At 53.4% G+C, this 13,923-nt stretch carries 15 protein-coding genes; 10 read left to right on the plus strand and 5 right to left on the minus strand.

Going from position 1 to position 13,923, the window contains the following annotated elements:
* Positions 1-17 precede the first annotated feature (17 nt).
* On the plus strand, positions 18-1,022 hold the full coding sequence (locus tag AVO41_RS08585) for an MBL fold metallo-hydrolase (protein ID WP_068585635.1): 1,005 nt from the start codon (positions 18-20) through the stop codon (positions 1,020-1,022).
* 118 nt (positions 1,023-1,140) lie between these two features.
* Here AVO41_RS08585 and serB read toward each other — a convergent pair whose 3' ends face one another.
* The gene (serB, locus tag AVO41_RS08590) at positions 1,141-1,980 is read right to left on the minus strand and encodes a phosphoserine phosphatase SerB (RefSeq protein WP_068585638.1); all 840 of its coding nucleotides are present in this window, start codon (positions 1,978-1,980) and stop codon (positions 1,141-1,143) included.
* 3 nt (positions 1,981-1,983) lie between these two features.
* Positions 1,984-2,397: an RDD family protein gene (locus AVO41_RS08595; protein WP_068585640.1), complete on the minus strand. Its 414-nt coding sequence runs from the start codon at positions 2,395-2,397 to the stop codon at positions 1,984-1,986.
* Positions 2,398-2,512: 115 nt separating this feature from the next.
* Between AVO41_RS08595 and AVO41_RS08600 the strand changes: the two genes are divergently transcribed.
* A complete protein-coding gene (locus AVO41_RS08600) occupies positions 2,513-3,178 on the plus strand; it encodes an energy-coupling factor ABC transporter permease (RefSeq protein WP_068585643.1) in 666 nt (221 codons plus the stop codon).
* Between the two features lie 115 nt (positions 3,179-3,293).
* Here AVO41_RS08600 and AVO41_RS08605 read toward each other — a convergent pair whose 3' ends face one another.
* Entirely contained in the window at positions 3,294-3,626 is a 333-nt protein-coding gene (locus AVO41_RS08605) for a hypothetical protein (protein ID WP_068585645.1), read from the minus strand.
* 342 nt (positions 3,627-3,968) lie between these two features.
* On the opposite strand from AVO41_RS08605, the gene guaB reads away from it, so the two are divergent.
* The 7 genes from guaB to AVO41_RS08640 all read left to right on the plus strand — a co-directional run bounded on the left by guaB (position 3,969) and on the right by AVO41_RS08640 (position 12,059).
* Positions 3,969-5,429, plus strand: coding sequence for an IMP dehydrogenase (gene guaB / locus AVO41_RS08610; RefSeq protein ID WP_068585648.1), 1,461 nt, complete (start codon positions 3,969-3,971; stop codon positions 5,427-5,429).
* 130 nt (positions 5,430-5,559) lie between these two features.
* On the plus strand, positions 5,560-7,140 hold the full coding sequence (gene guaA, locus AVO41_RS08615) for a glutamine-hydrolyzing GMP synthase (protein ID WP_068585651.1): 1,581 nt from the start codon (positions 5,560-5,562) through the stop codon (positions 7,138-7,140).
* A gap of 6 nt (positions 7,141-7,146) precedes the next feature.
* Positions 7,147-7,629, plus strand: coding sequence for a tRNA adenosine(34) deaminase TadA (tadA, locus tag AVO41_RS08620; protein ID WP_068585654.1), 483 nt, complete (start codon positions 7,147-7,149; stop codon positions 7,627-7,629).
* Positions 7,630-7,821: 192 nt separating this feature from the next.
* Positions 7,822-8,400 carry a chemoreceptor glutamine deamidase CheD gene (gene cheD, locus AVO41_RS08625; protein ID WP_068585657.1) on the plus strand — a complete coding sequence of 193 codons (579 nt, stop codon included), beginning with the start codon at positions 7,822-7,824 and terminating at the stop codon, positions 8,398-8,400.
* A 20-nt stretch (positions 8,401-8,420) separates the two neighbouring features.
* A complete protein-coding gene (locus AVO41_RS08630; RefSeq protein ID WP_068585660.1) occupies positions 8,421-10,559 on the plus strand; it encodes a chemotaxis protein CheA in 2,139 nt (712 codons plus the stop codon).
* 12 nt (positions 10,560-10,571) lie between these two features.
* Positions 10,572-11,141: a hypothetical protein gene (locus tag AVO41_RS08635; RefSeq protein ID WP_068585662.1), complete on the plus strand. Its 570-nt coding sequence runs from the start codon at positions 10,572-10,574 to the stop codon at positions 11,139-11,141.
* A gap of 39 nt (positions 11,142-11,180) precedes the next feature.
* Positions 11,181-12,059 (plus strand): DNA ligase, encoded by an 879-nt coding sequence (locus AVO41_RS08640; RefSeq protein ID WP_235584713.1) that lies wholly within the window; start codon positions 11,181-11,183, stop codon positions 12,057-12,059.
* Between the two features lie 6 nt (positions 12,060-12,065).
* Here AVO41_RS08640 and AVO41_RS08645 read toward each other — a convergent pair whose 3' ends face one another.
* Entirely contained in the window at positions 12,066-12,713 is a 648-nt protein-coding gene (locus AVO41_RS08645; RefSeq protein WP_068585665.1) for a protein-L-isoaspartate O-methyltransferase, read from the minus strand.
* 257 nt (positions 12,714-12,970) lie between these two features.
* On the opposite strand from AVO41_RS08645, the gene AVO41_RS08650 reads away from it, so the two are divergent.
* On the plus strand, positions 12,971-13,225 hold the full coding sequence (locus AVO41_RS08650; RefSeq protein WP_201022868.1) for a ComEA family DNA-binding protein: 255 nt from the start codon (positions 12,971-12,973) through the stop codon (positions 13,223-13,225).
* A 32-nt stretch (positions 13,226-13,257) separates the two neighbouring features.
* Here AVO41_RS08650 and AVO41_RS08655 read toward each other — a convergent pair whose 3' ends face one another.
* A complete protein-coding gene (locus tag AVO41_RS08655) occupies positions 13,258-13,881 on the minus strand; it encodes a LexA family transcriptional regulator (protein WP_068585668.1) in 624 nt (207 codons plus the stop codon).
* Positions 13,882-13,923: the final 42 nt, after the last annotated feature.

The following is a 13,923-nucleotide window of genomic DNA, read 5'->3' on the forward strand; positions in this document are numbered from 1 at the left end:
TTTTACAGGAGAATGCTATGCCTTCGCAAAGTCGTCGTCAGTTTTTACGCAACGCGCTGGGTTTGTCGGCCGGTCTGATCGGTGCTTCGGCGTTGAACCCGCTTTACGCCGAAGAATTGGCGGAGTTTAAAGGCCCCGCCGTCCCCGATGTGGAGGCTGTTCAGGCTTCCAAGCGGGTGTATTATGTGCCCGCGATGGGGCCGCACCCCACGCCGGACAATTATGCATTCTTTTCCAACCCCAACTTTATTGTGACTGAAAAAGGCGTGGTGGTGGTCGACACCGGCAGTTCGGTGCAAATCGGGGAAATGATTTTGCGCCAGATCAAAAAAGTCACCGACAAGCCGGTGATCAAGGTGATCAATACGCATGAGCACGGCGACCACTGGTTGGGCAACCATGCTTTCGTTCAAGCCTATCCGGATGTGGAAATTTACGCTCACCCCAATTGCCGCAAGCGCCTAAAAAGCGGTCAGGATGAATTCTGGTTTAACTTCATGCAAACCAACAGTGATAATAAAATCACGGGCACGGTGATGACTCTGCCAGATCAGGAACTGACAGGCGGTGAAGTCTGGGAGTTGGGGGATACCACCTTGAAAATTCACTATTTCGGTAAAGTGCATACCGCGTCTGATCTGACGGTGGAAGTGGTGGAAGACAAAACCATGGTCATGGGCGACACCGTGATGCGTCGGATTGCGAACATGGCGGATGGCTCCTTCCAGGGGACCATTGATGCTCTGAAGCAGGTCAAAGCCATGAATCTGGAAACGTTTGTGCCCATGCACGGCGCGCACGATGACATTGGTCTGATTGAAGACGGTTTGAACTTTATGGAGCTGCTTTACATGCGAGTGGGTGAGTTGTACGACGAAGGCTTGTCTGATTATGAAATGAAGCCGATCATCATGGATGAGCCGTTTATGAAGGATGTGGCCAGCCAGTGGCCGGGCTATGAAGACACCTTGGGCACCTTTATCAGTGTGGCCATGCAAGAGTATGAAATGAGCCTGTTCTGATTCAGCGCGACTGTCTTGCCATTAAACCCCCGTTTTCACCAGGCCTGGTGAAAACGGGGTTTTTTTATGTCGGGATTTAGCTGGGCGTTGCGTTCAGGTCTCTGAGTTCAGGGCGGCCTCAGGCGAGAAAGTCCAGCACTTTATCCAGTCCGCCGTAATTGAGGCTGACGTCGGCCTGTGCCTGCACGGCCGGTTTGGCATGGTAGGCAATGCTGAGCCCGGCGGCGTGCATCATTTTGAGGTCATTGGCGCCATCACCGATGGCGATGGTCTGCCGGCAGTCGATTTGGTATTGTGCACAGAGCGATGTCAGAAACGTCGCTTTGGCCTCAGCGCCGACAATGGCCCCTTTGACCCGGCCGGTCAGGCGGTCATCCATCACTTCCAGCACATTGGCCTGGGTATGATCCAGTTTTAGCCGGTCTTTGAGGCGATCGGTGAAATAAGTGAAACCGCCGGACACCAGAGCGAACGCAATGTTCCGGGCCTTGAGGCCGTCAATCCAGGCTTCGGCACCGGGGTTGAGAAACAGCCGTTCCTGCATGACTCGGTCGAGTGCTTGCGTTTCCAGTCCTTCCAGCAGGGCAACACGCTCCGTCAGCGACTCTTCGAATTTGAGTTCGCCGCGCATGGCCGCCTCAGTGATGGCTGCCACCTGCGGCTTGATCCCCAGCATGTCGGCAATTTCATCCACGCACTCAATGCCGATCAGGGTGGAGTCCATATCGCTGATCAGAAGCCTGACGGCCTGAGCATCAAAGCTCTCCGGGAGCAGGTTAAGATCCAGTTGCCATGCTTGTGACAGGCTGTGACAGGCATCAGTGAGCGCGTCCTTTGGCATTGTGCTGGTGAGGCGAAAATGGTTGGCCTGGGCCACTGGCGCGGTGCCAAAGGTGTCAGTCAGGCGTGACAGCTGAGCATCGGTAAGAGTCGGGGTATGAATGACGATGGTAGACATGAATCAGTTCTCGGGGTTGATGGCGCTAAGCGGTAAAATACGGGTGCCGCTGAGATGGTCCTGGAGGGTGCGTTTCATGGGCGTGAACAGACCGATCCAGCCGATCCAGAACAACAGTATCCCGGCCAGAAAACGCAGGTTGGCCTGATAGCGTGGCATCAGGTAGTGATCATTGCGAACCAGTGCCAGACGCCAGACGCGCAACCCGGGCGTCTGGCCGTTCTGCGTCCAGAAATAGGTCAGGTAAAGATAGGTCAGGCCAATGAGATAGGCTTGAAAACCGACCAGTGCATAAGGGTTGCGCTGAAAGTCCTCGCCTTGCCAGATCACGAATGGGAGCGCGCCCGCCACCCAGATGGCACAAAGCAGCAACAGGTCATAGGCAAACGCAAACAGGATCTTTATCGCCAGTGGCATAATGCTAAACTATGGGTTGGTTTAAAACGCAATATTATACTGGTTTCAGGCTGGGGTGTGTCAGCGGTTCGTATCCTTGGCCCCGGAGTCTGCCAACACAACAGGGAGAAGCAGCATGAATTTGCAGGATGCAGGGTTTAGTCATGCCTGGATGCTGGGCGGTGCGTTGCTTTATTTGGCGGCACTGGCCTGGAGTGTGCGCACGGCGCCCTGGTACAAAATTGAAGATCGGGAATCCCAGCACGTTTTTCTGGCCACTTCGGTGCTGTTATTTTTCTTGTGGTCGGCCGCCGCATCCATCGGCAGCGGCCTGACGTTTCATTTTCTGATGAGCGCTTTGGTCACCATGATGTTTGGACCGCAGTTTGCGATCATGGCCGCTTCCCTGGCGTTACTGGGCGTGACTCTGACGGGTGGGGCCGGTCTGCTGATGTTTGGGGTCAACGCTGTCCTGATGGGTGTAATACCGGTATTGCTGGTTTGGTGGATTGCGCGGCTGGCTTATCTGTACCTTGCACACAACTTTTTTGTGTTTGTGTTGCTCAATGGGTTTTTTGCAGCCGGACTCAGTGCGTTTGTCACTCTGATGTTGTCGGCGTCTGCCATGTGGTTGAGCGGGGCGCAAACACCGGAAAAGCTTGAGCAATCGTTTTTGCCGTTTATTCCGTTGATGGTGATTCCGGAGGGATTTGTCAACGCCATGATCCTGGTGGCGCTGGTCATGATGAAGCCGCAATGGGTCAGCTGTTTCACGGATGAGCAGTACTTGAACGGGAAATAAAAGGAAAAAGTGCGCCGGGTGATTTTTAGCGCATTCTAATCTCTATGCAGACTAGGTTGTTTGGGCACAAAAAAACCGGCCGAAGCCGGTTTTTCAGTTCGTACGCCAGTGGTGTTTATTTCAACCAAGCTGGCTCAGTTGACGCATGAGCCTGAGTTTGACGTACTTCCGCACGGGCTGACTTCAGGGCTTCTTTGGCGTACTTCATTGCCGCTGCGTCGTCACCTTTTTTCTTGGCTTCTTCGGCTTTGGCCATATAGTGATCAACGTATGGCTTTTTCATTTTTTTCTGTTTCCACACATTGCCGTTTTCTTTGGCAATGGCGTGCTGTGCAGCCGCTTCTGCCATCACACCGTTATAGGTGGACAGATCGTTGGACTGCATGTTGGCACACGCACCCAGTGTCAGGGAAGCGGCAACGGCTGCGGCTGTGAATAATTTCTTCATTGAATCCTCCAAGATTTGAATAAGCTTATTTGTTTTCTCTTGCGAGACTTATTCTAAACATTACGAATTACGATTGAAAGTAAAAGCCGCCATCTGCGCGGTTTTTTACATTTATCGTATGGGTGTATAACTTATTAAGTTTACCCGGAGGCTGTCAATCTTTATAATGAACGCAATTTTCCAGACCAACGTCTTTATGGGAGCGGTCTTAAGCTTTTTTCATGCGGTAAGTCATTGAAAAAAGGTTTAAAAGTCGTGTGATGCTGTCAGGCCGGGGCCTGACAGGCACAAGCTTAAAAAATACTGATTGACCCATAAAAATCATATAAGGTAGAAATCCCTATGCGCATTCTGCAAGAAGCTCTGACATTTGACGATGTATTGTTGGTGCCGGCCAAATCGTCGGTCCTGCCCAATGACGTCTCGGTGAAAACCCGCTTGTCCCGCAACATCGAGCTCAATATTCCGTTTGTTTCCTCGGCCATGGACACGGTGACAGAAGCCCGTCTGGCGATCTCTATGGCACAGGAAGGTGGCATCGGGATTGTGCACAAAAATATGTCGATCGAAGAACAGGCGCATGTGGTCACCAAAGTTAAAAAATACGAACATGGTGTGATTTTGGAACCGGTTACAGTACAGGTGACCGACACAGTGGAGCAGGTTCTGGCGAAAACCAAAGCCAATCGCGTCTCCTCGGCGCCGGTGATGGATGGTGATGATCTGGTCGGCATTGTAACCAGCCGGGATTTACGCTATCTGGTCGATGAAACTCAGCCGGTCTCACAGATCATGACGCCCAAAGATCAATTGATCACGGTCAAGGAAAAAACCAACCGTGAAGAGGTGCTGGAGCTCTTGCACGAACACCGTTTGGAGCGTTTGCTGGTAGTGGATGATCATTTCCGTCTCAAAGGCATGATTACGGTCAAAGACATGGAAAAATCATCCGAGCACCCGTTTGCTGCCAAGGATTCCAATGGGCGTTTGCGCGTGGGCGCGGCCGTGGGGACCGGGGCGGAGACCGAAGCGCGTGTTGACGCACTGGTTAAAGCGGGGGTGGATGTGCTGGTGGTGGACACCGCGCATGGCCATTCCAAAGGCGTGATTGACCGGGTGAAATGGGTCAAGGACAACTATCCTCAGGTGGACGTGGTCGGTGGCAACATTGCCACGGCCGAAGCGGCCAAGGATCTGGTCGTAGCCGGTGCAGACGCAGTGAAAGTCGGTATCGGCCCGGGGTCAATCTGCACCACGCGAGTGGTGTCGGGTGTGGGTGTGCCTCAGTTGACGGCGGTATCGAATGTGGCCGAAGCATTGCAGGGCACCGATGTGCCTTTGATCGCCGATGGCGGCATTCGTTTTTCCGGGGATGTGGCCAAAGCGCTGGTCGCAGGGGCCTCCTGTGTGATGCTGGGCAGTATGTTTGCGGGCACCGAAGAATCGCCAGGTGAGGTCGAGTACTATCAGGGCCGTGCCTACAAGTCATACCGTGGCATGGGCTCGCTGGGCGCCATGTCTCAAAAACAAGGGTCGTCTGACCGCTATTTCCAGTCTTCCAATGCGGAAGATAAGCTGGTGCCGGAAGGGATTGAAGGTCGCGTCGCGTACAAAGGGCCTCTGGCGCCGATTCTGCACCAGTTGGTGGGCGGTATTCGAGCCAGTATGGGCTATACCGGCTGTCAGGACATTCGCGAGTTCAATACCAAGCCGCAATTTGTCCGCGTTAGTGGGGCGGGCATGACCGAGAGTCATGTTCACAACGTTACCATCACCAAGGAAGCGCCCAACTACCGCGTCTGATCATTGACGTGCCTGGTGTTTTGACCAGGCCTGGTCAAAAATGACCCGGAGCGGGCGAACGGACTGACGTTCGCCCGTTTCATTTTGACGCTTACCGATTCATCCGTTTGATCACAAAGAGATTTATGCAATGACCCAGCCCAATATCCACGAACATCGAATTTTAATTCTGGATTTCGGTTCCCAGTACACTCAGTTGATTGCCCGCCGTATCCGTGAAATCGGGGTCTACTGCGAGGTGGAACCCTGGGATACGGAGCTGGCCACCATCGAGCAGTTCGGGGCTCGCGGGGTCATTTTATCCGGCGGTCCGGAAACCGTGACTGGAGACGATGCGCCGATTGCCGCGCCCCAGATTTTTGACCTGGGTGTGCCGGTGCTGGGCATTTGTTATGGCATGCAGACCATGGCGGAACAGCTGGGTGGCAAAGTCATTCATTCCAGTGAGCATGAATACGGCTATGCACAGGTGCGTGCTCGGGGTCATACCCAGTTGCTGGACAAGATCGAAGACCATGTGACGCCTGAGGGGCATGGCATGCTGGATGTCTGGATGTCGCACGGCGACCGGGTGGATCGCATGCCTGAGGGCTTCAAGCTGATGGCTTCGACTGATAATTGCCCCATTGCCGGGATGGCGGATGAGCAAAAGCATTTTTACGGGATTCAGTTTCACCCGGAGGTGACGCACACACTACAGGGATCGCGTATTCTGGAGCGGTTTGTGGTCGACATATGCGGGTGTGAAAAACTTTGGACCACCGGTAACATCATTGATGACAGTGTGGCGCGTATTCGCGAAACCGTGGGCAAGGATAAAGTATTGCTGGGCTTGTCCGGTGGAGTCGACTCTTCGGTGGTGGCGGCCCTGTTGCACAAAGCGATCGGGGATCAATTGACCTGTGTGTTTGTGGATCACGGTCTGCTGCGCTATCAGGAAGGCGATCAGGTGATGTCGATGTTTGCCGACCACATGGGGATCAAAGTGATTCGTGTGGATGCGGTGGACGCGTTCATGGACAAGCTTGCAGGGGTAGAAGACCCAGAAGAAAAGCGCAAAATCATCGGCCACAGCTTCATTGAGCTGTTTGATGCCGAGGCTGCCAAATTAACCGAGGTGAACTGGTTGGCGCAAGGCACGATTTACCCGGATGTGATCGAGTCGGCGGGTGCCAAGACCGGTAAGGCCAAAGTGATCAAGTCGCATCATAACGTTGGTGGTCTGCCCGACGACATGAAGCTGACCTTGCTTGAGCCGTTGCGCGAACTGTTTAAAGACGAGGTTCGCAAGCTGGGCGTCGCACTGGGGCTACCTTCGGACATGGTGTATCGTCACCCCTTCCCGGGACCGGGTCTGGGGGTACGGATTCTGGGCGAAGTCAAAAAAGAATACGCGGACATTTTGCGTTTGGCGGATCACATTTTTATCAGCGAGCTGCGCGAGGCTGGGCTGTACGATAAGACCTCTCAGGCGTTTGCCGTGTTTTTGCCGGTCAAGTCCGTCGGTGTGGTTGGGGATGCGCGGCGTTATGACTATGTGGTCGCTTTGCGTGCCGTGGAAACCGTGGACTTTATGACCGCACGCTGGGCGCATTTGCCTTATGACTTCCTGGAAAAAGTTTCCAACCGGATCATCAATGAGATTCCGCGGATCACACGCGTGACTTATGACATCTCGAGTAAGCCGCCCGCCACCATTGAGTGGGAGTGATGGGCTTTGAGTGACGTCCGGCCCGATTGGGCCAGTGAGCACGACTGGCACTGGATGCAGCGTGCACTGAGCTTGGCTGAGCGTGCCGAACAGGAGGGTGAAGTGCCTGTTGGGGCGGTATTGGTTAATGCCGAACAGGTCGAAGTCGCCTGTGGCTGGAATCAGGTCATTCAAAAACATGACCCCAGTGCCCACGCCGAAATCGTGGCGTTGCGCCAGGCTGGCAAGGCGTTGCAAAACTATCGCTTGCCCGGTCTGACGCTCTACGTCACACTCGAACCTTGCCCAATGTGTGCCACGGCGCTGGTGCATGCGCGCATCAATCGCTTGGTGATCGCCACCACCGATCCCCGAACCGGAGCAGCCGGCAGCGCCATGGATCTGGTCAATCACTCTGCACTGAATCATCGTATTCCGACTGACATCGGTCTTTGTCAGACCCAGGCGAGCAACCAGCTTAAATCGTTCTTCCGCGCCAGACGCGCTTAACGCTTCCTTTTTCTCATGATGGGACGCTCTGAAAATCGTCCCATGTGCCTGCCAAAATGCGTACAATGTCTGGAGAGTCTTTGATATGAGGCGACTCGATGGGTCGAAAAAATCTGACCTGTTCGCCTTGATATGCATACAAAAGACACGGCATTATTTTTCCAATTGCACTCAAAATAAAAACGACAATCTATGCAAAAAAGTGTTGATCCGGCAGAAGGTTTGAATACCATCAAAATTCTGCCCGGTGAGTTTTATGTCACGCGCGACGATGAACGCATTGAAACGGTACTGGGATCTTGTATTTCCGCCTGTGCTCGCGATCCGGTAACGGGCGTGGGAGGGATGAACCATTTTATGCTCCCGGTGGATAAAAACAGCACTGGAGCCTCCGAACTGTCCGGAGCCAATCGTTATGGCAACTATGCCATGGAAAACCTGGTCAACGCTCTGTTACGCTCCGGTGCCCGTCGGGAACGACTGGAATTTAAGCTGTTCGGCGGTGGGCGAATCATGAATTCGGGCTCCAGTAACATCGGTTGGTACAATATTGGCTTTGCGTTTGATTACATCTACACCGAAGGGTTTAAAATCATCTCGCAGGACATTGGCGACATTTATCCGCGTAAGGTGCTTTATTACCCCAATTCGGGACGGGTGCGGGTGCGCCGTTTGAATGCGATGCACAATCAATCACTGGTGGCGGAAGAAAGCCGCTACATCAACAACATCGGATCGAAACCCGTTGAGGGCGATGTCGAACTATTTTGAGCGAGCTGAGGTAGCACATTATGGACATGATGGAAACGTTTCGCCAAACCTATCTGGAAGAGAGCTTCGAGGGTCTGGACATTATGGAAACCGGGTTGCTGGACCTGCAACCGGGGCCACCGGACACTGAAAAGGTCAACGAAATTTTCCGTGCGGCTCACTCAATCAAGGGGGGGAGCGGCACCTTCGGGTTCAATGACATCATTGATTTCACCCATGTGCTGGAAACCCTGCTTGATGAAATGCGCGACGGTCGCCGCAATGTGACTCAGGAAGCCACCGATGTGATGTTGCACGCAGTAGATATTCTGCGAGACATGATGACGGCCCTGCAAAATCACGAAGAGATCGATCACGACAAAGCCGGAGAAGTGCAGGCCCAGATGGAAAAACTCCTCAATGGCGGTGAGTCTGCACAACCTGCTGCCTCCGACGAGGGTGGGAGTTCGGACAATGCTCAGCCGGAGCAGCCCGCTCAAGGCGATTGGGAAATCGAAGTCATTCCGGAAACGACCCTGTTGCAAACCGGCAATGAGCCTATTCGCATCTTCCGTGAGCTGGAAACACTGGGCGAACTCAGCGTGGAAGCCGATGACACTAGGTTGCCGGAGCTGGAGGCCTTTAACCCGGAAGAAGTGTATTTAAGCTGGCATCTGACGCTTTCAGGCGAAGGCATTAAAGAAGACGATGTGCGCGAGGTGTTTGAATGGATTGATGGCGACGGTGCTGAAATCAAGATTACGCCGCCACAGGCGCAAACAACAGAGCAGGCCCCGGCAGAATCTGCCGCATCAGTGGCCCAACCTGCCGCTGCACCGACGGCCGAAGAAAAGCCTAAGAGCGAAGCACCGGCGGCTGCGAAACCGGCAGCCAAGCCTGCCGCCAAAAAAGCGGGGGATAAGCCCACTCCTGCCAAGAAGCAGGAAGGCTCGATTCGAGTGGATCTGAGCAAAATCGATCAGTTGGTGAACCTGGTCGGGGAACTGGTGATTACCCAATCCATGCTCAGCCAGTTTGGTGAACAGGCAGAGCAGGTTGATCAGGATGTTCAGGAAAGTGAACAGGCCAGCACCAACCGTGAAGAGTGGGTGGATAAATTAAAAGAGGGGCTGACGCATCTGGAACGCCATACGCGGGATCTGCAGGAAAGTGTAATGAATATCCGCATGTTGCCGGTCAGTTTTGCGTTTAACCGTATGCCTCGTATTGTGCACGACGTCAGTCAGAAACTGGGCAAAAAGATTGACCTGGTGATGGAAGGTGAGAACACCGAGCTGGATAAAACCATGCTGGAGGCGCTTACTGATCCGCTGGTGCACATCGTTCGAAATTCCATCGACCACGGGGTGGAATCACCGGAAAAACGTCTGGAAAAAGGCAAGCCCGAAACCGGTATGGTGAAAATGGCAGCGTTTCACCAGGGTGGCAATATTTTGATTCAGATTACCGATGATGGCGCCGGGATCGACGCTGACAGAGTACGTCAGAAAGCGATTGAGAAGGGGGTCATTTCCGAAGAAGACAAGTTGAGCGACCAGGAAGCTGTGGACTTGATCTTTAACGCTGGTTTCTCTACCGCGGAAGCGGTGTCAGACGTGTCCGGCCGTGGGGTCGGTATGGATGTGGTGCGTCGAAACATTCGTGGCCTCGGTGGCACCGTGGAAGTGCAGACTGAGCTGGGCAAAGGGTCGGTGTTCACCATCCGCTTACCGCTGACCCTGGCGATTCTGGATGGTCAGTTGGCCAAAGTCGGTTCCCAGAATTATGTGTTCCCCTTGATTTCGATTGTTGAATCGATTCAGGTGGACAAGTCGCTGGTCAAAGGCATCGGCGGGCAGACGGAACTCTACAAACTGCGGGATCAATACATTCCGGTGATCCGATTGCATAAGCTGTTAGGGGTGGCCGATGCGCGCACTGACTTGGAAGAAGGGTTGTTGGTTGTGGTGGAAGACGGCGGTCGCCGGGCCGGTGTGTTTGTGGATGACTTGTTGGGGCAGCAACAGGTGGTGATTAAGAGCCTCGACCAAAACTTCATGAAAATTCAAAGCATCGCCGGGGCAACGATTCTGGGCGATGGGACGGTTTCATTGATTCTGGATATTTCGGAGACATTGTCCTATCATAAGGGCGCTGGCAGCCACAGCAGTGCTGCATAACCCGAGGATATTATGTCATTTGCTTTAGGCGCGAAAGAAGTTCAGGAAACCATTCTCATGCTCAATCTGTCGGTGGCACAGATTGAATTGTCAATCAATGAAGGCGATCACTCCGTCAACACATTAATTGATTCGTTCACGTATATGTCGCAGCATTTGGAAGCGATTGAGCAATCGAGTCAGAAAATCGCTCATTTGTCTGACCAGGTAGATGGGATGGCTGAGCACAACGCTTCTTTGCTGTCTCAGACCTCCGAGTTGTCAGAAAAAATGCATCAGGCAATTATTGCCTTTCAGTTTTACGACAAGTTGTCTCAGCGACTCAATCACGTGTCGGTTGGTTTATCAGGCCTGGCAGAAATTGTTTCGCATGAAATGCACGCCAAGGATCAGGCGCAGTGGGAATCTTTCAGACAGGCGGTGCGCAAAGGCACCAGTATGCAGGAAGAGGAAGAGCTGTTTGAATTGATTTTTGATAAAAAATGCCCGGTTGATGAAGCCATTGAAACCATGAAAGGACGCATGCGGGAACGCCTTAAACATCCGGTCGAGCCCGAGGAGGACCCGATTGAGTTGTTCTGATGCGCCCCTTGTCCTTTGATGTTAAGGGGCAAACATCGCATGAAATGGGGCGTTTGCCTACTCTGGCTCGCCTCGGTCGCCATGGCCGACCCACCTCCTAATCTCTTCCTGCTAGAAACCTACCCGCCAGAACGTTTGAAAGCCTTATCGCCAGACAAGCCCGTTGCTGACTTCGCCTTAACCGGCTGGTGGTTGAGTGAAAAATATGACGGCATGCGCGCCTATTGGGATGGTGAAAAGCTGTTGTCTCGCCAGGGAAATGTGATTCATGCGCCAGACTGGTTTACCGAACAATGGCCTTCTTTTGCGTTGGATGGTGAATTGTGGCTTGAAAGGCAGGCTTTTGCCGAAACCATGTCCATTGTGCGTCAGACTGAACCGGATGAACGTTGGCGGCAAGTGACCTTTCAGGTGTTTGACGTGCCAAATGCCCCCGGTGGTCTGACCCAGCGATTGGCGAGGCTGACACGTTTCCTGACGCAAGCACCTTCCATCTCTTCTCTTTCGGTGGTGAAACAAATCCAGCTGAAGGATTCAGCGCATTTTAAGCAACTGTTTTCCCGGCTACAGGAAAAAGGGGCTGAAGGCGCGGTGGTGCGCGCGCCGAACCAGTCTTATTTGTCCGGTCGTTCTGATCAGGCCTTAAAAGTAAAACTCCATCAGGAGGCCGAATGTCAGGTGCAAGGCTATCAGCCGGGAAGAGGGCGTCTTGAAGGGATGGTTGGATCATTGCGGTGTGAACCGCATTCAGACAGTGGATTTGACAGTCGGTTTTCAGTGGGCAGTGGCTTAACCGATGCGCAACGGAAAACGCCTCCGAAAGTGGGGGCTTGGATCACCTTCAAGTATTATGGTCGAACGCGCCATGGGAAGCCGAGGTTCCCGGTGTTTATGCGTGTTCGCCCGGATTTTCCATGAGGCGGCTTAAAACTGGAACGTGTCTTCCGGTTCGGCGTTGATCAAGTAAGGCAGCACCGTTTCAAACAGTGGTTCACTGCTCCATTCGTTGTCGCTGACACGGGTAATGATTTGTGTGGTCATGGCTGGTGCGTGACCGGTGGTGACGGCCAGGCGTCCTCCCAGTGCCAACTGCTGTTTGTAAGCATCGATCATTTTGGGCAGGGCGCCGGTAATAAAAATCACATCGTAGGTCTGTCCGTCATCCCAGCCATTGTGCGCATCGCCCTGTTCAAACTGTATGTTGTCGTAATCGCTTAGACGTGATTGGGCGGTGGCCTGTAAAGATGGGTAAATCTCGACAGTGGTGACCGTGTCGGTGCTTGCCGCCAGAAGGGCGGTGGTGAAGCCAGAGCCCGTCCCGATTTCCAGCGCTTTGTCATCGGCGCATGGGGTCAGGCCTTGCAGGATGCGTGCTTCGACGCGGGGAGGCAGCATGGTTTGACCTTCGCCGATGGGAAGCTCAAAGTCGCTATAGGCCAGTGCTTTTTGATCGTCGGCGACAAAATGGTGACGCGGAATCTCGCTGAAGAGTTCTAGAATGTGCGGGTCAAGCACGTCCCAGGGACGGATTTGCTGTTCCACCATGTTAAATCGGGCCTGGTCAAAGTTCATGCTGGGTCCTCAAAATGTTTGTCTTCTACTGTGCAGCTCCTGAAATGTCATGAACGGTGTCGGAATGAGTCATGACTTTCCAAAAACAGAGACGCATTATACTCAATCCGGGCGCAAATGGACATCCCTGTCCCTGCCCGCTTTTTTCTCTTTTTCTCTGAATCCAAGATAATTTTGAATGTGCATTTCCACTGTGTTACTGTCAGTTTTACGTAGCCAATTGGCTGCGGGTATCCAAAGACAGGAGTACAGAGCGTATGTGGAAATCAATGATCACTTTTTTGTTTGCCAGCCTGGTATCCTTTTCAGTCTGGGCCGGTTCGGTGAATGTGAATGAGGCCTCCGCTTCGGAATTGGCGCAGCTCAATGGCATCGGTAAGGTCAAGGCGGAGCGGATTGTGGCCTACCGTGAAGCCAATGGTGAGTTTGATGAAGCCCAGGATCTGCTCTCGGTCAAAGGCATCGGCACCAAAACGCTGGCGAAAAACCGAGACCGGATCGAGGTCGAATAACCTTGCCCGCCTGTTGTTCTGACAGGCTTGTGTCATCGCTTGAACTGTTTAATGGTGGCGGTGACCACGCCCCACAAGGTGATCTCGTGGTTGTCTTTGACCGGGATGGGCGGATAGTTGCTGTTTTCGGGCACTAACCACAAACCTTCTTGCTCTATTTTCAGACGCTTGACGGTGACGTCTTCGTGAATCGACGCAATCACAATGTCGCCATCCTGCGGCGACAGCCCACGGTCGACGACCAGTAAATCCCCGCGTTCAATGCCGGCGTCCTGCATGGAATCCCCTTCAACCGTCACCAGAAAGGTGGTTTGCGGCTCCCGTATCAGTTTCTGGTTCAGGTCAAGCCGGTTTTCGATGTAATCATCCGCCGGACTGGGAAAGCCAGCCGTGACTTTATGACTGTAGAGGGGAAGGGAGACGCTGGTGGCAAAGTCAGGGTGAGCGATCTGATGTCCAGCTCGGTTTAACGTCGTTGAAAAGTCGGCGTTGTCTGGCTGTTGGGTCGGTTGCGCCTGTTGCGTCAACCAATGCTTGATGATGGCCACTTTGGAGGCAGGGACACGCATCACGCGGGTTGGTTCGCCATAGGGGCCACTGCCTTTTTTGCGACCGGCGCCGGGTCGGGCGCCGCCATGATTGGATGAGTTGGTCATTATCTGAGAACCTCTTGAAATCTGTTACGTTTTTACGGTCAG

The organism is Thiomicrospira sp. WB1, assembly GCF_001507535.1.
In the GTDB taxonomy this organism is placed as follows: Bacteria; Pseudomonadota; Gammaproteobacteria; order Thiomicrospirales; family Thiomicrospiraceae; genus Hydrogenovibrio.